We start from the raw sequence: 22,014 nt of genomic DNA on the forward strand, positions 1-22,014 counted from the left end.
CGACGCCACTTGACAGAAGTGCTGGTCTAAACCAATTCTTCTGAACGACGTGGCCGACTGACCTCCGGCCACCGCCTCTGGAGGGACCCCCATGCCCACGCCCGCTCCGCACCGCCCCGTCCGCCGCCCCTATCTGCACCGGGCGGCGTCGGACCTGCCGTACTTCAGCGCCGACGGCGAGTCGTACCTCGCCGCGACCACGCTGCGGGAGCTGAAGAAGTCGCGGCCGCTGCGGGTGCTGTCCGAGGAGGACTTCGCCCACTGGCAGACGTACGGCTACGTCGTCGTCCGCGAGGCGATACCGGCCGAGGCCGCGCGGCGCCTGCTCGACTTCGCCTGGGACTTCCAGGGCCTCGACCCCGAGCGGCCGGACAGCTGGTACGAGGACCGGCCGTTCCGCTCCGAGCTGGACCAGCAGCTGCACGTGTACGGCTTCGTCGAGGCGTACCACCACCAGCTCCTCTGGGACAGCCGCCAGGCCCAGCGCGTCTACGACGCCTTCGTGGACGTGTGGGACTGCGAGGAGCTGTGGGTCACCCAGGACCGGCTCAACCTCAACCCGCCCAACGTCCGCAACCGCGACCGCGCCCTGATCGAGCCCACCGACCGGGGCTTCGACATCGAGCTGCACTGGGACATCGACACCACGCTCGGGGTGCCCCCGCAGCGGGTCCAGGGGATCATCGCGCTCAACGACACCCGCCCGGAGTCCGGCGGCTTCCAGTGCTGCCCCGAGCTCTTCCGGCGGTTCGAGGAGTGGAAGCCCGGCCAGCCGGCCGACCGCGACCCCGTCCGGCCCGCCGTGGACCGGACGGAGTTCCCCGTCGTGCGCCCCGATCTGCACCCGGGCGACCTGCTGATCTGGAACGGTCTCCTCGCCCACGGCGTGGCCCGCAACACCTCGGCCGACCAGGTCCGGGCGGTCCAGTACCTGTCGATGATGCCGGCCCTCGAGGAGCACACGAAGCTGCGGAAGTCCCGCGTCGAGTCCTGGCGGCACCTGCGCACCCCGCGCTGGAACCGCACCCTCGTCGGCGACCCCGTGCTGCACGAGTCCAAGCGCTACCCCACGGCCACCCTGAACGAGCTCGGCAGCCGCCTCCTCGGGCTGACCTCCTGGAGCGACACGGCCGAGGCCACGGACGGAGAGCCGGCGTGCGCCGTGTCTGCCTGACCCTGCCCACCCACCGCGCCTGCGCCGACACGATCAGGGCGGTCGCCGAAGAAGCCGCCCACGGCGCCCGCCACTTCGGCGTCGAGGTGCACCTGCTGATCCTGGACTCCTCCGCGGCCCCGGTGCTCGCCGAGCACCGCGAGGCGGTGGCCGGACTCCCCCGCGTCCCCGGCGTGGTCGTCCACCACCTCGACGAGACCGCGCAGCGGGACTTCCTGCGCGAGGTCATCGGCGAGTCCGGCGCCGCCGGACCGGACCGGTTGCTCGGCCTGCTGCTGCCGTCCCGGGTGTCCTACGGCGCCTGCACCGACCGTGCCTTCCTGTTCGCGGAGGCGCTCGGCTGCGCGTCGGTGCACCGCAGGGACTCCGACAGCCGCTACCAGTACCTGGACGGGGAGCCCGTCTTCCCGCTCCACCACGAGCTCACGGCCCTGGGCCGGCCCGCCGCCGAGGTGGCGGGGCTCGTGTCCCGCAGCCGGCTCGACCCCGCGTGCGCCCACCGGCCGGTGGCCCTGGTCGGCGGCTCCTTCGTCGGCGAGATGTCCGTCGACGTCGCGGAGATCCGCCGGCTCGACCCGCTCGTCTACGAGGACGTCATCGGCCTGTCCGTACCGGACGGCTATCCGGAGATCTGGCGCAGGAACCTGATCGCCGAGGCGTTCCGGGGCGCCGGGACCGCCGCGTACACCCGTGACCTGACCACACTCACCACGGTCGGCCCCACGCGCGTCGACATGTGCAACATCGCCCTCGCCCGCGAGGTGTACGGCCGGGTGCCGCTGCCGCCGGCCACCGACACCATCGGCAGCGACTACTTCCTCCTGCACCTGGTCCACGACGCCCGGCTTCCCGGCGTGCTGCACAACCGGCACATCGTCAACTTCCACACCTCCGAGCGGCGTTCGGACAGCGGCTTCCTCGCGTACCAGCTGCGGTTCGCGAAGTTCCTGCTCGCGAGCCCGCACCTGCACTCCGTGTACGCCGGGACGGCGGCGGCCGGCGAGACACTGCTCGACGCCGGCGGCGGGCTCCGCGCCTCCGCCGTCGCCGGACTCGTCCGGGAGAGCACGCGCGTCGACCGGGTGGAGATCACCGAGCGGCTCGACGTCGTCGACCGCTCCTACCGGAAGCTCGGCGGCCGCTACGCCGAGGCGGCGGACTTCCTCGCCGCCCGCCGCGAGCGACTCGTCGACGAAGTCCGCGAGGACATGGCGGAGTTCGCCCTCCTGATCGACGCCTGGGCACCCCTGGTCCACGCGGCCGCCGCGAAGGGCCTCGCATGACGAAGACGTACACGGTGACCGTGCGCTACGCGGGCCGCGAGGAGCGCCGGGGCCCGGTCACGATGGGCCAGGCCAACATGATCCGCTGCATGCTGCGGGACGAGCCCGAGCACATCAACATCCACGCCGTCTGGCCCGTGCCCGGGGGAAACGGGACCGAGTCGGTGATCGACGCGCTCCGCGCCCTGGTGGAACGGCACGAGGCGCTGCGTACGACCTTCCCCCACGCGGCCGGCGAGGCTCCCCGCGAGCAAGTCGTGGCGGCCGAAGGAGAGTTCACGGTCACCGTCCTCGACCATGACGAGGTCCCACCGGAGGCCGCGCGCCATGCCGATGCCGTGGCCCGCCGGGACCGCGCCGGCCGCTTCCACCTGGACCGGGACTTCGGCCTGCGGATCTCCCTCGTCGCCGTGGCGGGTGTGCCGCTGTACGTCGCCCTCGCGGCGAGCCACGCGGTGACGGACATCAGCGCCCTCTCCGTCCTCGAGGAGGACTGGCGCGAGCTGCTCGCCGGCCGGACGCTCCCCGCGGTGGCGGCCTTCACCCCGCTCGGCCTGGCCGCCGAGGAGGCGACCCCGCGCGGACTCCGGCGGTCCGAGGCCTCCCTGCGGCACTGGGAGCGGATCATCCGCACCGGCCCCCAGGCGATGTTCGCGGAGCCGGGTGCCGTGGGCGCCGAGGTCGAGGCGGAGCAGCTGACCCTCCGCTCGCTGCGGGGCGCCCGGGCGCTCGCCCTCGTCGCGGAGCGCACCGGCGGTCTGCCGTCCACGGTGCTGCTCACGGCGTGGTGCGCGCTGATCTCCCACCGTACGGGCCAGTCCTCGTGCGTCGCCGCCGTGCCCACCTCGAACCGGTTCCTGCCCCGGCTCGCCCGCTCGGTGAACACCGTGTCGCAGGACGCGCTGCTCGCCCTGGACGTGCGGGTGCCGTCCTTCGACGCGCTGCTGCGGAAGGCGTGGGGAGCGGCGCTCAACGCCTACCGCCACAGCCAGTTCGACGCGCTCCGCCTCTGGGAGATGATCGACGCCGTCACGTACGAGCGGGGCAGCCGCTTCACCCGCGACGTCGTCTTCAACGACGTCAGCACGCTGCCGGGCGGGTCCACGGGGAAGGCCGACGGGCCAGAACTGGAGGTGGCCCACGGGCCGGTGCAGGTGCTGCCGACGCGCGTCCTGACCTTCGTCCAGGAGACGGCGCCCGTGCTCCGGCTCGGGATGTGGGTCGATCCCGCGCTGTTCACGCCGGACGAGGCCGAGGGGTTCCTCACCGGTCTGGTACGGCTCCTGGAAGCGGCCGCGACCGAGGACGTGCCGCTGGCGGCGCTCACCGGGGTGACCGGTGTCCGGCCGGTCGAGCGCGGTGCGGACTGGAGCCTGGTGGACGGCTGTTGGGTGTCCCCGCCCGAGGTCGCGGAGGTGCTGAGCGGGGCGCTCGGAGGCGTACCCGTGCACGTGGCCCTCGACACCGGGGGCGTCGACGGCCTCACCGCCTTCCTCGCCTGCGGGGACTCCCCGCTCACCGCCGCGCAGGCGCACGCGGCGCTGATGGACGCTCTGCCGGGCCGTCCGGGCGTCCTGGCCCCGCGCCGGTACGTGATCGTGCGGGACGCGCCGGCGGAGACGGACCGGACCAGTGCCTGGCTCGGGCAGCGGATTCTCAGGGAAGGGGCCGGCCGGGACCGGCGCAGCTGACATGACGACGAATGACGTGACCGCAGAGCGGGAGAAGAACTCCCTTCCCAGCCCGTGGCGTTCCCCGCGCTTCCGGCTGTTCTTCGCGGCCCGCAGCACCTCGCTCCTCGCCGACGGCATGCTGATGGTCTCGCTCACCACCGCCGTGCTCGGCGCGGGGTACGGGGCGGCGGGCGTGGGCTACGCGCTGGCGGCGTGGATGACGCCGATCGTGCTGCTGGTGCTGTTCGGCGGCGTGCTCGCCGACCGGTTCACCCCGCAGGTGATGATGGTCGGCGCCGACGTGGTGCGGATGGTCGCCATGCTGGCCCTCGCGGCGCTCCTCGCCGTCGGCGACCTGCGGCTGTGGCACATGATGGCGCTGCTCGCGCTGAGCGGGGCCGCGACCGCCATGTTCCAGCCGGGTCTGGCGAGCCTGGTGCCCCGGGTCGCCGAGGACATCCAGCGGGCCAACGCGCTGCTCCGCGTCTCCGAGTCGATCTGCACCCTGCTCGGCCCCGGCCTCTCCGGCCTGCTCGTGGCGTACTGGGACGTCGCCGGGTCCTTCGTGGTGATCGCGGCCTGCTACGCGTGCAGCGCGCTCGGCCTTGCGCCGCTGCGCAGGCTCTGCACGGCCCGGGACGAGAGCGACGAGCCGGTCCTGCGGCGCCTCGCCACCGGATGGCACGAGTTCCGGTCCCGCTCCTGGTTGTGGGGGGTCATCGCCGTGTGGGCCGTGTACGGCCTGTTCGTCTTCGGCCCGGCCCTGCCGCTGGGCGCGGCGCTGCTCACCGAGCAGCACGGCGCGAGCGGCTACGGATGGATCGCGTCCGCCGACGGCGCGGGGACGATCGTCGGCGGGCTGCTCGGCATGCGGGTCCGGCCGCGCCGTCCGCTCGTCGCGGGCGCGTGCGCCATGTTCTTCTTCTCGCTCAACCCCCTGGCGCCCGCGCTCGGATGGCCGTTCACGGTCACGGCGGTGACCGGGGTGGTGGCAGGCTGCGGGTTCGCCTTCTGGGGCGTCATGTGGGCGACGAGCGTCCAGTCGCACATCCCCCTGGCCGTCCTGAGCCGCGTCTCCGCCTACGACGTGGCCGGATCCATCATGGTCATCCCGCTGGGCCGGGCGCTTTCCGGCCCGGCCGCCGACAGCGTGGGCGCCGACCGCGTGCTGCTCTTCTCCTCGGTCACGGGCCTCGTGCTGATCGCCGTGATGCTCTCCGTACCGGCCGTCCGCGCCCTGCGCCGGGCACCCGAGTGAAACTGCTGTGCGATTGTCGGTCGCGCGTGATAGTCACTACGTCCACGGGGCGGGTGATCACTGGCCGCCCCGTTCGCACACAGCAAGGGGTGGGGAAATGGCTGGCTTCCGTGGATGGGGGCTCACGCTGGGGAAATGGGCAGGCCGGCCGGTAGCGCGGTTGGACAAGGACTCCGGGGATCCGGACGTCCGCCGGGTCCGCGAGGCCGCCGTGGCGGCGGACTGGGCCACGGTGCGGGAGGTGCTCGAAGCGCGTCCCGAGAGCGAGGGCCGCACGGAGCTCCTGTGGGCCGTCGGTGACACCGCGGGGGTCGAGGGGTGGATCACCGGGGTCCTCGAGGCGGAGCCCGGCGCGGCGCTGCCCCGGCTCGTGGCCGGCATCCGCCACCTCAGCTGGGGCTGGGAGGCGCGGACCGGCGCCCGCGCCGAGGACGTCACGCGTGCGCAGTTCGAGCTGTTCCACGCGCGGCTGCGCACGGCGGAGGAGTGGCTGTACGAGGCGGCCGAGCGCGAACCCCTGTGGGCCTCGCCCTGGTACGGCCTCCAGGTCACCGGGCGCGGCCTCGAAGTGGGCCAGGTCGTCGCGCGACGCCGTTTCGAGGCGACGATCCGGCGCGATCCGCAGCACCTGGAGGCCCATCAGCAGCAGTTGCAGCAGCTCTGCGACAAATGGGGCGGTTCCCACGAGGAGATGCACGCCTTCGCGCGCGCGTCCGCGTTCGGCGCCCCGGGCGGCACGCTCCTGGGGCAGCTCGTCGCCGTCGCGCACATCGAGGAGTGGCTCTCCCTCGCATCGGGCGCGGACGCCGCGTACATGCGCAGGCCCGAGGTGACGCAGTCCCTGCGGGAGGCCGCCGAGCACTCCTACCGGCACCCGGACTTCGTGCGGCGGGGCGCCTGGCTCCAGGTCCTCAACACCTTCGCCATGGCCTTCTCGCTGGCCGGGGAGCGGGACGCCGCCCGGGAGTGCTTCCGGGCCACCGAGGGGCGTGTCACCGAGTTCCCCTGGTACTACCTGGACGGCTCCGACCCCGCCGCGGCGTACAGCAAGCTGCGCGCGTCGGCCGGCCGCTGAGCCGGGACGCCCCGCCACCCGCCACGGGCCGGCCGCGCGCCGGACGGACCTCGGGTCCGTTCCCGCGACCGCGAGCGCCCGTCCGGCGCCGCGACCGCCGGCACCCGTCCGTTCCCGAGAGCCGGCGCCCCTCCCTTCCGGAGACGGCCGGCCCTCCCGTACCGCTTCCTTCCGCTTCCCGCCCGCGTCCTTCCCTGGCCGGGCGCACCCACCGAAAGACTCCGTCAGGTGCACCCTTCCGAGTCCGCCCACACGTTCCAGGTCGACCTGCGCGGCCTGGTCGACCTGCTCTCCCACCACCTCTACTCCAGCCCCCGCGTCTATCTGCGCGAGCTGCTGCAGAACGCCGTCGACGCCATCACCGCCCGCCAGGCGCTCACGCCCGGCGCGCCCGGCACCATCACCGTCCGCACGGGTGAGACCCTCACGGTCACGGACACCGGCGTCGGCCTGACCGAGGCCGACGTCCACCGGTTCCTCGCGACGATCGGGCGCAGCTCCAAGCGGACCGCCGACGGCGCCCTGGACGGCGCGGGACTCGACGCCGCCCGCGGGGAGTTCATCGGCCAGTTCGGCATCGGTCTGCTCGCGTGCTTCGTCGTGGCCGACGAGATCACGGTGGTGAGCCGGTCCGCGGCCGACCCGTCCGCGCCCGCCGTCGAGTGGCGCGGCCACTCCGACGGCCGCTACACCATCCGGACGCTTCCGGCCTCGGCCGTGCCCGAGCCGGGCACCACCGTCCGCCTCACCCCGCGCGCCGACAACGCCGAGTGGACGAGCCCGGAGCAGGTCGTGTCGCTCGCCCGCCACTACGGCGGTCTGCTGCGGCACGAGGTCACCGTCGTCGGGCCCCGCGGCGAGACCCACCGGATCAACGAGGCGCCGCCGTGGGAGCGCGAACACCGCTCCCCGCTGGCCCGCCGCGAGGCCCTCACCGCGTACTGCCGCGACCTGTTCGGCTTCACGCCGCTCGACAGCGTCGAGCTCGACCTGCCGGCGGCCGGGCTGCGGGGTGTCGCGTACGTGCTGCCGACGGCCGTCAGCCCGGCTCAGCGCGCGGGGCACCGGGTGCACCTCAAGGGCATGCTGCTGACCGACCAGGCACCCGAACTGCTTCCGGAGTGGGCGTTCTTCGTGCGCTGCGTCGTCGACACGACGAGTCTGCGGCCGACGGCGTCGCGGGAGGCGCTGTACGAGGACGGCACGCTGTCCGCCGTACGGGACGCGCTGGGCGACCGGATCCGGGACTGGCTCACCGGGCTCGCCGCCAGCGACCCGTCGCTCCTGCACCGCTTCATCGACACCCACCACCTCGCGGTCAAGGCGCTGGCACGCTACGACGACGAGCTGCTGCGCATCGTGCTGCCGTGGCTGCCGTTCGAGACCACCGACGGCAACGTCACGCTGGAGGAGTTCGTACGGACGCACCCGACGGTCCTGGTCGCGCGCAGCGTCGAGGAGTTCCGTCAGGTCGCCCCGATCGCGTCGGCCGCGGGTCTGGGCGTCGTCAACGGCGGCTACACCTACGACCGCGACCTGGTGCACCGGCTGCCCGAGATCCGCCCGGGCACGACGGTCACGGACCTGGACCCCGCCACGGTCACGGCCCATCTCGACGCCGTCGACCCGACCGCCGAGCTGCGCGCCGCGGCCTTCCTCGCGATCGCCCGCGAGACGATCGCGGTGCACGACTGCGACGTCGTCCTGCGCGACTTCCAGCCGGTCACCGCGCCCGCACTGCTCCTGGACAACCGGGAGGCGCGCCACGAGCGGACCAGGTCCGGGCTCGCCGCCGACAGCGACGGCCTGTGGGCCGACATCCTCGGCTCGCTGCGCCAGGAGACCCCGCGCGCCCAGCTCGTCCTGAACCACCTGAACCCGCTGGTCCGGCAGGCGATCACGATCGCCGAGCGCGGGCTCGCCGTGACGACCGCGGAGGCCCTCTACGGTCAGGCGCTGCTGCTCAGCCGCCGGCCGCTGCGGGCGAGCGAGAGCGCGCTGCTCAACCGGGCCTTCATCGGTCTGCTCACCCACGCCATGCACCACTCCGGCCCGGACGCCGCCGGCACCGAGCCCCGGAAGGAACTGTAGAGATGCTGGACACCCCCGAGGCCGTCGTCGAGGCGCTGCGCGCGAACCACGACCTTCCCCACGGCCTGCAGCGGACCATCACCGCCGAGGAGCTCGTCGAGGCCGCCGAGGCCTTCGAGAAGCCGGACACGCTGGTGACGGCCCTCATCGAGCTGATCACGGCGTACGTGTTCACCGGCGAGCACCGCAAGACGCCCGTCGCCTTCGCCCGGCTGCTCAAGCTGTGGGACTCCGCCCCCGAGTCGTTCAGCCAGTGGGAGGCCCATCAGGTCTTCTGGAGCTTCAAGTGGGTGACGACCTCCCTGCTCCAGGTGGCCGAGATGCCCCTGGCCACCGTCCACGGCTGGGTCGACCAGATGCGCGACCGGTACGAGAAGGCCGGGCACGGCATGCAGCCGGTGGCCGCGATGCGCTATCACGTCGCGGTCCACACCGGTGTGGGCGTCGCCGACGCCTACGACCTGTGGGCCACCCGTCCGCGGACCGAGCTGAGCGACTGCGAGGCCTGCGAGACCCGGGACTTCGCCCTGCGCCAGGTGGCGGCGGGCGATGACGCCGGCGCGCTGGACACCTGGCAGCCGGTCTTCGGGCGCGCCCAGACCTGCGCCGAGGAGCCGCAGTCCAGCCAGGCGCGGGCGCTGCTGCCGCTGCTCCGCCTCGGCCGCACGGACGAGGCCCGCTCGCACCACCTCACCGGCTACCGGCAGGTGCGGGGCAAGACCGGCGCGCAGAAGGAGGTCGGCCTGCACCTGGAGTTCTGCGCGCTCTCCCGCAACGAGGGGCGCGGTCTGGAGATCCTCGCGGAGAACCGCCCGCTGTTCGAGGCGACCGGCGCGCCGCTGGCCCACCTGGACTTCCTCACCGGCGTCGAGGTGCTGCTCGCCCGGCTCGTCGAGGACGGGCACACGGACACGCCCGTGGCCGGCCCGCCCGGCCGGAACTGGACGGCGGCCGGGCTCCTCGCCCACGTCCGCGCCGAGGCGGCCCGGCTCACCGCCGCCTTCGACGCGCGCAACGGCACCTCGGCCGTCGGCGACCGCCGCCGGGCGCGACTCGACCGCCGTCCGCTGCTCGACGCGCCGCTGCCACTGGGCCTGCGGGCGACCGCCGTCCACGCCCCTGCGTCGTCGGCCGCGGAAGGCCCGGCGCCCGCCGCGGCCGCCGCGGCCGAGATGCCCGGGGACTTCGTGGACCTGGTGCGCGAGGCGCGGCGCATGGCGCGCGTGGGACATCCGGGCGACGGCCGGCTCTGGTCCCGCATCGAGGAGCGGCTGGCCGACGGGTCCGCCGCCCACGACGACCGGCTCGGCCCGGAGGGCCTGCTGCGGGCCGAGCTCGCCGCCCAGCGGGCGTTCCTGCTCACGCGGGCGGACAAGAACGCGGAGGCGATGGCCGAGCTGGAGCGGTCCGCCGTCCTCTACGAGGGCGTCGGGATGCCGTGGCAGGCGCTGTCCGCCCGAAGCCGCGCCCTCGCCTGGGCGGCCGCCCCCGACAGCACGGAGGGGGCGGCGCCGGACGCCGAGACGGTCTGGTCCGGCCTGGACGAACTCCTGCGCGAGGCGGAGCGGCTCAAGACCGGGGCCCCGCTGACGGGCGGGGTGCCCGGGGAGGGCGAGACCGTGGCCGGCGACGAGGCGGCGCTCGACCGCCGTCTCGCGTACCTCGCGGTGCTCTACTCCCGTACGTTCGCCGCGTACCAGGAGGTGGTACGGACCTTCCCGGAGCTCTCCGACTCCGCCCTGGAGCGGTTCGAGGAGTCCGCCGGCACGATGCGCGCCGAGGCGGAGCGTCTCTCCCTCCCCCACCACGTGGCGAACGTGCGTCAGTTCGTCGCCGAGGTCGCGGGCCGGCGCGGCGACATGGCGGGCGCCGAGGCGGAGCTGCGAGCCGCCCTGGTGGACAACGAGACGGCGGAGCGCCCCTGGCGCAACGGGCGTCCGCGCGCCCTGCTCGCCCAGTTCCTCCTCGCCCGTGAGGAGCCGGCGGAGGCGGCGGAGCTGCTGCACCGGTCGATCGCGGACGCCGTCCGGTACGACGACGCCGACTTCCCGATGGCGCCGACGTACCTCCTGCTCGGCCACGCCTCCACGCACCTCGGGGACACCCAGGGCGCGGTGCGCCATCTCTCGGAGGCGGCCGCCCGGTTCGACCAGGACGGGGCGGCCGACGAGGCCACCGACGCGCGGCTCCAGCTCGCCGACGTGCTGTCCCGGTCGGGGCAGCAGGCGGACGCCGTCGCCGTACTGGAGTCCGTGCTCTCCGACGAGGCGTCCGCCGCGATCGGCGAACGGCCGCTGGCCCAGGCGCGGCTGACGCTCGCGCGCGGCCTTCGGGAGCTGGACGAGCACCTGGCCGCGGCCGAGGAGCTCCTGCGGCTCGCGGACACCGTCGCAGGGTGGGAGGACCGCGGACCGGTCCTCACCCTGGTGGCGGCCGAGGCGGCGATCACGCTGGCGCTCGCCGACCGCTGGGACGCGGCGGACTCCGCGTACGAACGGGCTCTCGCCGCGCACGCCGAGGCTCCTCATCCGCACCTCATCACGCACATGGCCCGGGAGTTCGCCCGGCTCGTCGTGGTGGCCCGCGGGGCGGAGGGGCTCGACGCGGCCCTGGAGCACCTGACGCGGGCGGACGCGATCATCGCGGCCGTCCCGGAGGACGCCGAGGACTTCGCGTCCTGGTACGAGAGCGGCCAGGTGCACTACCGCCGTGCCCGGGTCCTGGCGGAGGCGGACCGCTTCCCGGAGGCCCTCGTCGAGGCGGAGGCCTCGATCGCCGCCCACGAGCGGGGCGGGGACGAGGGAGAGGTGCCGCGCGCCGAGGCCGTGCGGATCGCCGCCCTCATCGAGGGGAACGGTCTCGGCCGGATCGACGAGGCGTCCGCCCGGCTGGTGAAGGCGGCCGCGCGCTGCCGTAAGGCGGGCCTGCCCGAGGCCGCCGACGTCCTCGACGCCCTGCGGCAGGACTACCGGTCCCGCGCGCGGAGCTGACGCCGGGCCCGCCGCCCCGACCCCGTTTCACCGGGCGGCGGGCTCAGAGCCCGGTGAGCGCCATCGCGAGCGCCACCAGGGCGAGCAGCCCGAGGTACGCGCACGCGTGGACGCGGTCCGGGATCCGGAGCGGGCGGCGGCGCAGGACGGCGATGACCGGCAGGGCTCCGAGGAGCAGCGCCCCCGCCGCGTACGGATCGACCAGGCCCACCAGCCCCGTGCCGCTCGCGGTGGCGGCCGTGGGCGGGGCCCCGGCGAGGGAGACCGCGACGGCCGGGAGCGCGACGGCGAGGGTGAGGGGGTTGGCGAGCGCGGTCGCCACCCGCATGGGATGACCGGCCCGGCGCAGCGCGGGGACGGTCATCACGCTGCCGCCGACGCCGAGGAAGGCGGCGACCGCGCCGATGGGTGCGCCCGCGCCGGCCGGCAGCGGCCTCGGGGCCCGCCCCGGCTCCGCGTCGGGCGCGCTCTCGGCACGCAGGAAGCCGGGCCTGAGCAGCAGGTCGAGGGCGGTCAGGGCGGTGTAGCCGACGAACGCCCAGCGGGCCAGGTCCGGCGGGGCGAGACGCGAGGCGTACGCCCCGGCGCAGGCGCCCGCCGCGAGCAGCGGCAGCAGGGCGCCGCTGCCCCGCAGGGCGAGGAGCACCGACCGTGGGGTGACGGCGGTGGCGAAGGCGGCGCTCACGACCATCACGAGGGCCGAGGTGGCGGTGGCCACCGGGACGGCCGCCGTGCCGAGGGCGGCGTCCGCCCACACCACGACCGGGACGGCCACGAACCCGCCGCCGAACCCGAACAAGACCGTCGTCGCTCCGGTGAGGAGCCCGATCGCCATCAGCGTCACCATGTCCATGGGCCAAGATCACCAGCCGGCGCCGGTTTCCCGCATGCGATGGTCGGCAGGATTCCTTCGCGTCTCGGCCAGTACGGTGGTCCGGTGAAGAACATCCCGCTGGACTCCGTCGACCACCTCGACCGGGCGGTCCTGCCGATCGGTACGGACTATCCGGCCGGGCACGTCCTGGAGTGGCACGAGCACCGGCGGGCGCAGTTCCTCTACGGGGCGACCGGCGTCATGGTCGTCGAGACCGCCGACGGCACGTGGACGGTCCCGCCCGAGCGGGCCGTCCTGATCCCGGCCGCGACCCCGCACCGGGTCCGGATGCTCGGGGTGAGCACACGGAGCCTGTACGTGGAGCCGGGCGCCGTCCCGTGGTGGCCGGCGCGCTGCACGGTCGTGGACGTGCCGCCGCTGCTGCGCGAACTGCTGCTCGCGGCGGTCGAGTTCGCCGCCGACTACAGCCTGTCGGGGCGGGAGGGCGCCATCGCGACGCTGCTGCTCCACGAGATCGCCGCGCGTTCCCCGCTCCCCTTCCACGTCGGGATCCCCGCCTCCGCCGACCTGGCGGCGCTGTGCCGGGAGTATCTGGCCGCGCCGGACGCGACGGTCACCAACACCGACTGGGCGGCCCGATGCGCGTCGAGCGAGCGGGCGTTCACCCGGCGGTTCCGTGCGGAGACGGGCGAGAGCCCCGCCGTCTGGCGGTCCCGCGCCCGGCTCCTGGCGGCCGTCCCACTGCTGCGTACGGCGACGGTCAGCGAGGTCTCGGGCCGCCTGGGGTACGCCTCCCCGGCCGCGTTCACGGCCGCGTTCACCCGTACCTTCGGCACACCGCCGTCCCGCTTCACGGCCGTCCGGGGCTGAGCTGCTCTCGACTCCCCTCCGCTCAGCGGGGGCGGTGAACCATCGAGTCATGGAGGCACCCCTTCATCACGTATGTGAACAGGCGACGACCGTCGAGGGTGGAACCTAAAGGTCTGCACCAGGGGCGTCAAGACTGCTCATTCACGCCGGCGCACCCTGCGAGCCGCCCACAGCAGTGGCGCACGAGAGCAGTCCGTTCATATTCGTGAATCGGCGGGAAGTGATCGCGACGGCCCGTGTCGTGGGAGCGGATCCGCCTTCCGTACGATTCCCCCCGTTGCCACTCTTACGTCTGAAGGAGATCCCCATGGCCCAGGTCACGCTGAAGGGCAGCCCCGTGCAGGTCAACGGTGCTCTGCCGGCCCCCGGCAGCCAGGCCCCCGACTTCACGCTCGTCGCCGAGGGGCTGGCGGACAAGTCGCTCAAGGACTTCGCCGGTCAGCGCAAGGTCCTCAACATCTTCCCGAGCGTCGACACCCCGACGTGCGCCTCCTCCGTCCGCGCGTTCAACGAGAAGGCCGGGCAGCTGGACAACACGGTCGTCCTCTGCATCTCCGCCGACCTGCCCTTCGCGCAGGCCCGCTTCTGCGGCGCCGAGGGCCTGGAGAACGTCAAGAACCTCTCGACGCTCCGCGGCCGTGAGTTCCACACCAACTACGGCGTGGAGATCGCCGACGGGCCGCTCGCCGGCCTGACCGCCCGCGCCGTCGTCGTCCTCGACGAGAACGACACGGTGCTGCACGCCCAGCTCGTGGGCGAGATCGCCGACGAGCCGAGCTACGAGGACGCGCTCGCCGTCCTGAAGTAGTCCGCACCCCCGCAGGACACGAAGGAGCCCTCCACCGACACCGGTGGAGGGCTCCTCCCGTTTCTCCGCGCCCGGGCTTCCGAGCTCAGGCTCCGTGTCAGGACTTCCGAACTCAGGCTCCGCGCCCGGGCTTCCGAGCTCAGGCCCCGCGTCAGACTTCCGCGCCCAGACCTCCGGGCCCGTACTCAGGCGCAGCCCGGACAGAGTCCCCGGTACGTGACGTCCGCCGTCGCCACCGTGAAGCCGAAGCGCTCCGCGGGCGGCAGGACGGCGAGCGGGTCCCCCGTCGGGTGGACGTCGCGGATGATCCCGCAGTTCGAGCAGACCAGATGCTGGTGCGGATGGTGCGCGTTCGGGTCGTACCGCTTGGCCCGCCCGTCCGTGGAGAGCTCCACGACCTCGCCGAGGGCGACCAGCTCGCCGAGCGTGTTGTAGACCGTCGCCCGGGCGATCTCCGGCAGGCGCGCGACCGCGCGCGCGTGGACCTCGTCCGCGGTGAGGTGCACATGATCCCCGGCCAGGACCTCGGCGACCACCCGGCGCTGGGACGTCATCCGCCAGCCACGCGCGCGCAGTCGCTCCAGCAGGTCACTCATGTCTCACCTCATCGGCATCGTCGAACTTGGCGTGGTTCTTGACTTGGACTACGTCCATCGTAGGATCGGTTTCGAAGATGGCCAAGGGACAGGAAGACTCCAGCACGGCGGGAGAAGCAGAACGTGAGACCCGCGCGAGGCCCGTCCGCCGAACGCACTTCCTGAGCACTGTGTCCGCCAGGTCCGGAAGGATTCCGATGTCTGAGAACCACGAAGCAATCGTCACCGACGCGAAGGCGGAGGGTGCCGGTGGCTGTCCCGTCGCGCACGGGCGTGCCGCGCACCCCACCCAGGGCGGCGGCAACAGCCAGTGGTGGCCGAACCGGCTGAACCTGAAGATCCTCGCCAAGAACCCCGCCGTGGCCAACCCGCTCGGTGAGGACTTCGACTACGCGAAGGCCTTCGAGAGCCTCGACCTGCCTGCCGTGAAGCAGGACATCGCCGAGGTCCTGACCACCTCGCAGGACTGGTGGCCGGCCGACTTCGGCCACTACGGCCCGTTCATGATCCGCATGGCCTGGCACAGCGCCGGCACCTACCGCATCAGCGACGGCCGCGGCGGCGCCGGCGCCGGTCAGCAGCGCTTCGCCCCGCTGAACAGCTGGCCGGACAACGGCAACCTCGACAAGGCACGCCGTCTGCTGTGGCCGGTGAAGAAGAAGTACGGCCAGAACATCTCCTGGGCCGACCTCATGATCCTCGCGGGCAACGTCGCCCTGGAGTCGATGGGCTTCGAGACCTTCGGCTTCGCCGGCGGCCGCGCGGACGTGTGGGAGCCCGACGAGGACGTCTACTGGGGCCCGGAGACCACCTGGCTCGGCGACGAGCGCTACACCGGCGACCGCGAGCTGGAGAACCCGCTCGGCGCGGTGCAGATGGGCCTCATCTACGTCAACCCGGAGGGCCCGAACGCCAACCCGGACCCGGTCGCCGCGGCCCGCGACATCCGCGAGACCTTCCGCCGGATGGCGATGAACGACGAGGAGACCGTCGCCCTCATCGCCGGCGGCCACACCTTCGGCAAGACCCACGGCGCCGGCCCGGCGGACCACGTGGGCGCCGACCCGGAGGCCGCGTCCCTGGAGGAGCAGGGCCTCGGCTGGAAGAACACCTTCCGCTCCGGCAAGGGCCCCGACGCCATCACCAGCGGCCTTGAGGTCACCTGGACCACCACGCCGACCCAGTGGGGCAACGGCTTCTTCAAGAACCTCTTCGAGTACGAGTACGAGCTGACCAAGAGCCCGGCGGGCGCCCACCAGTGGGTCGCCAAGAACGCCGAGGCGATCATCCCGGACGCGTACGACCCGGAGAAGAAGCACCTCCCGACGATGCTCACCACCGACCTGTCGCTGCGCTTCGACCCGGTCTACGAGCAGATCTCCCGGCGCTTCTACGAGAACCCGGCGGAGTTCGCGGACGCCTTCGCCCGCGCCTGGTACAAGCTCACCCACCGCGACATGGGCCCGGTCGTCCGCTACCTCGGCCCGGAGGTCCCGTCGGAGGAGCTGCTCTGGCAGGACCCGCTGCCGACGCGTACCGGTGAGCTCGTCGACGCCGCGGACATCGCCTCCCTCAAGGAGAAGATCCTCGGCTCGGACCTCACGGTGACCCAGCTGGTCTCCGCCGCCTGGGCCGCCGCCTCCTCCTTCCGCGGCAGCGACAAGCGCGGTGGCGCCAACGGCGGCCGCATCCGTCTGGAGCCGCAGCGCAACTGGGAGGTCAACAACCCGGACGAGCTGGCGCAGGTGCTGCGCGTCCTGGAGGGCGTCCAGGAGTCCTTCAACTCCGCCCAGAGCGGGGACAAGCGGGTCTCCCTCGCCGACCTCGTCGTCCTCGCGGGCGTCGCGGCGGTCGAGAAGGCCGCCGCGGACGCGGGCCACCCCGTCGAGGTGCCGTTCACGCCGGGCCGTGTGGACGCCACCCAGGAGCAGACGGACGTCGAGTCCTTCGCCGCCCTGGAGCCGGCCGCGGACGGCTTCCGCAACTACCTGGGCAAGGGCAACCGGCTCCCGGCCGAGTACCTGCTCATCGACAGGGCGAACCTGCTCACCCTGAGCGCGCCCGAGCTGACGGTCCTCGTCGGCGGTCTGCGCGTCCTGGGCGTCACCCAGCCGCAGTCCTCGCTCGGTGTCCTCACCGAGACGCCCGGCAGGCTCACGAACGACTTCTTCGCCAACCTGCTCGACCTGGGCACGGAGTGGAAGTCCACCTCCGAGGACCAGAACACCTTCGAGGGCCGTGACGCGGCCACCGGCGCGGTCAAGTGGACGGGCACCCGCGCCGACCTGGTCTTCGGCTCCAACAGCGAGCTGCGCGCGCTGGCCGAGGTCTACGCGAGCGACGACGCGAAGGCGAAGTTCGTGAAGGACTTCGTGTCCGCGTGGGACAAGGTGATGAACCTGGACCGGTTCGACCTCGCCTGATCCCCGCCGCGGCACCGGGGCCGGCCCGGGTGGCTTCCACGCCACCCGGGCCGGCCCTCTTTCCGCGCCGACACCCCTTCCCTGTCGCCGTTCTGACGGCGCATGAGACAACCGACAGGTGTCCGTCACCGTCCTCACGAGACGAGAGGGGCTCCGGGAAGGCCGGGAATCCGGCCGTCTCCCGGTGCTCCGACGAGACCGATCGTGAGGAAGACCGCTTTGATACGTGTCACACGCGGCATGACCACCGCCGTGGCGTTACTCGCGCTGACCGCGGTGTCGCCCTGGCAGGCGGCGGCGCAGCCGGCACCCGGTTCACCGTCGCCGACAGCCCCGGGGAACAGGCTCGGCGAACTCACCCTCCCCGAGGGCTGGCAGGTCACCGGGAGCGGTGCGGGCAGGCAGCTGGTCTGGACGGCGCCCGAGCGCATCCCCGCCGGCGACGCCCGCGTCGAGTTCCACGCCGGAGACCGGCTCCTCGGCCGCCCGCTCGCCCGGCCGGACGGGCGCTCCTTCGCCCTGCCCCTCGGGGACGTCCGGCTCGAAGAGGGCACGCGGCTCCGGGTGACGGCCGGCGGACGGCGGCTCGACGCGGCGGGCCACGCCGACGCCACCGCCGAACGCCCCCTCGCCCCCGCCGCCGTACCGCCGGCCCCGCTCCCCGCGAACCCGGTCGACCCCGGAGTCCCGGGCCGCTACCGGACCGTCAGCGGCGAGTACGCCCTCGACTCCGTACGACTGCCCGGCCTGCCGCAGCCCGTCGAGATGCGCGCCACCGTCGTCGGACCGGCCGGAGCGCCGGGCCGGCGACCGGTCGCGCTCTTCCTGCACGGCCGCCACGACACCTGCTACACCCCGGGCACGGAGGACGTACGGATCACCTGGCCGTGCCCCGCGGGCACCCGGCCGATCCCCAGCGAACAGGGCTATCTGCGCGCCCAGCGGCTCCTTGCCTCCCAGGGGTACGTGACGGTGTCCGTCGCCGCGAACGGCGTCAACGGGCAGGACGAGAACCTGGAGGACGCCGGCGCCCAGGCCCGCTCCTCCCTGGTCCGGCTGCACCTCGCCCGCTGGGCGGACTGGTCCGCGCACCGCGCCTCCGCCCCGGCGGCCGTACGGAAGACCGCCCCCGCCGACCTCTCGCGGGTGCTCCTCGTCGGGCACTCCCGGGGCGGCGAGGGCGTCAACCGGGCCGCGCTCGACAGCCTGAACCCGCCGCCCGCCGCCCAGGACGGCTACCGGGGCCCCGTACGGTGGAAGATCCGCGGCAACGTCCTCATCGGGCCCACGGTGTTCGGCCAGAACCCGGCCCCCGACGTGCCGTCCACCACCCTCCTGCCGGGCTGCGACGGCGACGTGTCCGACCTCCAGGGCCAGATCTACGTCGACGGCACCCGCGGCGTCAGCAAGGGCGACGCCCTGCACAGTGCGGCCTACTTCGTCGGCGCCAACCACAACTTCTTCAACAGCGAGTGGACTCCGGGGCAGGCGAAGGCCCCGGCCATCGACGACTTCTCGTCCGACGACGGGGTCGACCCGGTCTGCTCCCCCGGCACGGCGACCCGGCTGACGGCCACGCAGCAGCAGGCCGCGGGCGCCACGTACATCGCGGCCTCCGCCCGGCTGTTCGTCGGGGGCGACGACGCCGTCCGGCCGCTGCTCGACGGCACCGGGCGCCGCGCGCCCTCGGCGGGACCGGCGCGGGTCCTCACCCACGCCGTCGGCGCCCGCCGCACCCCGGCGTTCCTCCCGGGCTCCTCGGTCACCGTCTCCGGCGGCGGCCGGCTGTGCGCGCAGATCGACCCGGACGCCGCCCGCGCCTGCCTGTCGCCCGAGGAGGGGTGGTCGCCGCACTTCGCGTACTGGGAGACCTCTCGCGAACCGGGCCGCGACGCCGTCGCGATGAAGTGGACGGGCACGGGAAGCCCGGTCGTGGTCCGCTCGGCGCGGCCGGTCTCCCTCGCGGGCGCCGAGTCCCTGGCCCTGCGCGTGATCGCCCCGCCGAACAGCACCGGCACCGAACTGGACGTCGCCGTGACCGATTCCTCGGGCCGCCGCGCGTCCCTGGGCCGCACCCGCGTCGACGGACTGCCGGGCAGCCCGCGCACCGCCGCGTACTGGGGCCGCGAGGTCCGCGTACCGCTGGCCGCCGCGGCGCGGGCGGGCGTCGACCTGAAGCGGATCGGCGCGCTCGAACTGACCCCGCGCGGCGGCGCCGGCCGGGCCTGGCTCATGGACGCGTGGGGCTGGCGCCCCGGCACTCCGGCGGTGAACCCGGCGCCGCTCACGCGCGTCGACATGGGCCGCCTGACCGTCACGGAAGGCGACTCCGGGGTCCGGACCTACCGGGTGCCGGTGACGGTCTCCGGGCAGGGCAGCGGACAGGTCCGCCTGTTCGTCCCCGTGCCGGGCACCGACGAGGTGACGTCCCGCACGGTGACGGTGCGTCCGGGACGCCATGACATCGACGTACCGGTCGAGGTACGGGGCAACACGCGCTACGGCGACGACGTGCGGCACGACGCGTTCGTCAAGGCCGTGCGCGGCACGGTCGTCGGAGCGCACCGGGGCGGGGTCACCGCGCGCAACGACGACGCGATGCCCACCGTGCGCCTGACGCCCGTCGCGGACGACGTGACCGAGGGTTCGGCGCTGAGCTGGAAGGTGACGCTGTCCGCACCGGCGGACGTGGAGATCGGGGGCGAGATCCTCCTCGAGCCGGTGACGGACGGCCCGGAGCTCTCCACGGCGGACGTCGACCGGGCCTGGCTTGAGCAGTGGTTCGGCGAGGTGCCGGATCCCGCCCGACCGCTGTCCGGTGTGACGGAGGGCGGCACACGCCTGTGGCTCTCCGTTCCCTCGGGCGAGACGAGCACACTCGTGACCGTCCCGACCGCCCGGGACGGGGTGGCGGAGCCGGCGGAGTCCCTCCGGGCCCGGCTGTTCACGTACGACGAGAAGTGGGAGCCGGTCCCCGGCCCGGAGTTCGCGGGCAGGGTGCGGGACGCGGCCTGAGCCGACGCGCCCGTCCGGGGGATGGCGCCATGTGGCACCAGCTGGTGCCACATGGCGCCATTTCGCATCGCCAGGGTCAGTCACGTACAGCCGACACCACCGCGACCCATGGAGGTGCCAGCGCATTTACGCAGGTCAGGCGCGGTTTTGAGAGACAGCACCACATCAAGCACATCCGGATACTTGCAAGTGGCGCCAGAGTGGTGCCATGATGACGTCATGGACCTCACCCCGTATGTCGACAACCTCCGCCGCGAACTCGCGGTGGCCGCCGAGGCCGGCGGCGAGGAGGCACGCGAGCTGGCCGAGCGGCTCACCGCTCCCCTGGAGTCGGCGGCCCGGCTGACCATGCTCAACGTGCTCTCCGCCGCGACCGACGAGATCACCCGTGAACTCGCTCCCGGTTCGGTCGACGTACGGCTCCGGGGCCTCGACCCCGACTTCCTGGTGACGCTCCCGCCCGGCGGCGGCGCCCCCGCGGAGCCGGAGACCACCGCCGCGCCCCTCCCGGCACCGGCTCTCGCCGAGGGCGACGAGGGCGGCACCGCCCGCGTCAACCTGCGCCTGCCGGCCCACCTCAAGACCCGCGCCGAGGAGGCCGCGGCCCGCGAGGGCCTGTCGGTCAACGCCTGGCTCGTACGGGCCGTGTCGGCCGCGGTCGGCAGCGGCGGCCGGCCGCGCACGCCGGAGAAGCCCCAGACCATGGGACAGAGCATCACGGGCTGGGTGCGCTAGCCACGCCGGCGAGCCGCGCCACCCCACCCGCACCACTTCACCCACACCACGTCCCACCTGCGGGGACGACCTGAAGACTCAAGAGGACGGGACAGCCATGCCTTCTTTCGACACTCCCGAACCGATCTCGGCCACGGCGCGCGTGGAGGCCGGTTCCATCCAGTTCATCGCGGGCGACCGCGCCGACACCGTCGTCGAGGTGCGGGCGCGCAACCCGAAGAAGGACCTGGACGTGAGGACGGCCGACCAGACCGAGGTCACGTACGCGGGCGGCGTACTGACGGTGCGGACGCCGAAGTCCAACATGTTCGGCCGCACCGGCGTCGTCGACGTCACGGTCGAACTGCCCGCCGACTCGCGGGTCGAACTGACCGGCGCCTGGACCCAGGTGCTCGGCGAGGGCCGGCTCGGCGAGGTCCGCGTGAAGACCTCGGCCGGCGACGCACGCTTCGACACCACCGGCCCGCTGCACCTGACCGCCTCGCACGGCTCGATCACCGTGGACCGGGTCGAGGGCAAGGCCGAGATCACCACCAGCTCCGGCAGCCTGCGCGTCGGCCTCGTCGACGGCCCCGCCGTCCTGAAGAACTCGCACGGCACCACGACCGTCCGCGCCGTCACCGGCGACCTGCGGGTCAGCGGTGCGAACGGTGACATCGAGGTCGGCCGCGCCGAGGCCTCGGTCGTCGCCACCACCGCCCACGGCACCCTGCGCGTCGGCGAGGTGGCGAGCGGCACCGTCCAGCTGGAGACCTCCTACGGCGCCATCGAGGTCGGCATCCGCGAGGGTGTCGCCGCCTGGCTCGACGCCCACTCGACCTCCGGCCAGGTCCGCAACGCGCTCACCGCGTCCGAGACCCCGGGCAAGACCGAGGACACGGTCGAGGTCCGCGCCCGCACGAAGCACGGCAACATCGACATCCGCCGCGCCAAGGCCTGAGCACCGCCTCCCCGGTCGGTCCGTCGCCACCGCGCCCCCATCCCCCTTCCCCTCACCCTTCCCCAGGAGGGCCCCATGCCGTCTTCTGTCATGCCCATGCCCAGCCAGGTCGACGGCCGTCCGTCTCCGACCGCCGTCTCCGCCATCGGCCTCCGCAAGTCCTACGGCGACAAGACCGTCCTCGACGGCATCGACCTGCACGTCCCCGAGGGCTCGGTCTTCGCCCTCCTCGGCCCGAACGGCGCGGG

At 73.6% G+C, this 22,014-nt stretch carries 15 protein-coding genes and 1 pseudogene; 14 read left to right on the plus strand and 2 right to left on the minus strand.

Annotation, left to right across the window (positions count from 1 at the left end):
* Positions 1–91: 91 nt before the first annotated feature.
* The 7 genes from ABT041_RS23875 to ABT041_RS23905 all read left to right on the plus strand — a co-directional run bounded on the left by ABT041_RS23875 (position 92) and on the right by ABT041_RS23905 (position 11,544).
* On the plus strand, positions 92–1,174 hold the full coding sequence (locus ABT041_RS23875) for a phytanoyl-CoA dioxygenase family protein (RefSeq protein WP_351187564.1): 1,083 nt from the start codon (positions 92–94) through the stop codon (positions 1,172–1,174).
* Entirely contained in the window at positions 1,156–2,457 is a 1,302-nt protein-coding gene (locus ABT041_RS23880) for a DUF6271 family protein (RefSeq protein ID WP_351187566.1), read from the plus strand. Before ABT041_RS23875 ends, ABT041_RS23880 begins: the two co-directional genes overlap by 19 nt.
* Positions 2,454–4,148 carry a condensation domain-containing protein gene (locus ABT041_RS23885; RefSeq protein WP_351187568.1) on the plus strand — a complete coding sequence of 565 codons (1,695 nt, stop codon included), beginning with the start codon at positions 2,454–2,456 and terminating at the stop codon, positions 4,146–4,148. The genes ABT041_RS23880 and ABT041_RS23885 overlap by 4 nt, the downstream gene beginning before the upstream one ends.
* Position 4,149: 1 nt before the next feature.
* Entirely contained in the window at positions 4,150–5,388 is a 1,239-nt protein-coding gene (locus tag ABT041_RS23890) for an MFS transporter (RefSeq protein WP_351187570.1), read from the plus strand.
* 160 nt (positions 5,389–5,548) lie between these two features.
* Complete coding sequence (locus tag ABT041_RS23895) at positions 5,549–6,463, plus strand: hypothetical protein (RefSeq protein ID WP_351187572.1); 915 nt, start codon at positions 5,549–5,551, stop codon at positions 6,461–6,463.
* 228 nt (positions 6,464–6,691) lie between these two features.
* Positions 6,692–8,554 carry an HSP90 family protein gene (locus ABT041_RS23900; protein ID WP_351187574.1) on the plus strand — a complete coding sequence of 621 codons (1,863 nt, stop codon included), beginning with the start codon at positions 6,692–6,694 and terminating at the stop codon, positions 8,552–8,554.
* 2 nt (positions 8,555–8,556) lie between these two features.
* Positions 8,557–11,544 (plus strand): hypothetical protein, encoded by a 2,988-nt coding sequence (locus ABT041_RS23905; RefSeq protein ID WP_351187576.1) that lies wholly within the window; start codon positions 8,557–8,559, stop codon positions 11,542–11,544.
* 43 nt (positions 11,545–11,587) lie between these two features.
* On the opposite strand, the gene ABT041_RS23910 is transcribed toward ABT041_RS23905, so the two are convergent.
* The gene (locus ABT041_RS23910) at positions 11,588–12,397 is read right to left on the minus strand and encodes a sulfite exporter TauE/SafE family protein (RefSeq protein WP_351187578.1); all 810 of its coding nucleotides are present in this window, start codon (positions 12,395–12,397) and stop codon (positions 11,588–11,590) included.
* A gap of 84 nt (positions 12,398–12,481) precedes the next feature.
* Between ABT041_RS23910 and ABT041_RS23915 the strand changes: the two genes are divergently transcribed.
* Both ABT041_RS23915 and tpx read left to right on the plus strand, forming a co-directional pair.
* Entirely contained in the window at positions 12,482–13,249 is a 768-nt protein-coding gene (locus tag ABT041_RS23915; protein ID WP_351187580.1) for an AraC family transcriptional regulator, read from the plus strand.
* A gap of 307 nt (positions 13,250–13,556) precedes the next feature.
* Positions 13,557–14,057, plus strand: coding sequence for a thiol peroxidase (gene tpx / locus ABT041_RS23920; protein ID WP_351187582.1), 501 nt, complete (start codon positions 13,557–13,559; stop codon positions 14,055–14,057).
* A gap of 185 nt (positions 14,058–14,242) precedes the next feature.
* On the opposite strand, the gene ABT041_RS23925 is transcribed toward tpx, so the two are convergent.
* Entirely contained in the window at positions 14,243–14,653 is a 411-nt protein-coding gene (locus tag ABT041_RS23925) for a Fur family transcriptional regulator (protein ID WP_351187584.1), read from the minus strand.
* A 197-nt stretch (positions 14,654–14,850) separates the two neighbouring features.
* Here ABT041_RS23925 and katG point away from each other — a divergent pair, with 197 nt between their 5' ends.
* The 5 genes and pseudogenes from katG to ABT041_RS23950 all read left to right on the plus strand — a co-directional run.
* Positions 14,851–17,076: a catalase/peroxidase HPI gene (katG, locus tag ABT041_RS23930; RefSeq protein ID WP_351187586.1), complete on the plus strand. Its 2,226-nt coding sequence runs from the start codon at positions 14,851–14,853 to the stop codon at positions 17,074–17,076.
* 240 nt (positions 17,077–17,316) lie between these two features.
* Positions 17,317–20,091, plus strand: a complete 2,775-nt coding sequence (locus ABT041_RS23935; RefSeq protein ID WP_351187588.1) for a hypothetical protein — start codon at positions 17,317–17,319, stop codon at positions 20,089–20,091.
* Between the two features lie 219 nt (positions 20,092–20,310).
* A complete protein-coding gene (locus tag ABT041_RS23940; RefSeq protein ID WP_351187590.1) occupies positions 20,311–20,826 on the plus strand; it encodes a toxin-antitoxin system HicB family antitoxin in 516 nt (171 codons plus the stop codon).
* Between the two features lie 97 nt (positions 20,827–20,923).
* On the plus strand, positions 20,924–21,766 hold the full coding sequence (locus tag ABT041_RS23945) for a DUF4097 family beta strand repeat-containing protein (RefSeq protein ID WP_351187592.1): 843 nt from the start codon (positions 20,924–20,926) through the stop codon (positions 21,764–21,766).
* Positions 21,767–21,841: 75 nt separating this feature from the next.
* Positions 21,842–22,014: pseudogene (locus ABT041_RS23950) on the plus strand (ABC transporter); the annotation flags it as partial.

The sequence above is a fragment of the Streptomyces sp. NPDC002825 genome, from assembly GCF_040295385.1.
Taxonomy (GTDB): domain Bacteria; phylum Actinomycetota; class Actinomycetes; order Streptomycetales; family Streptomycetaceae; genus Streptomyces.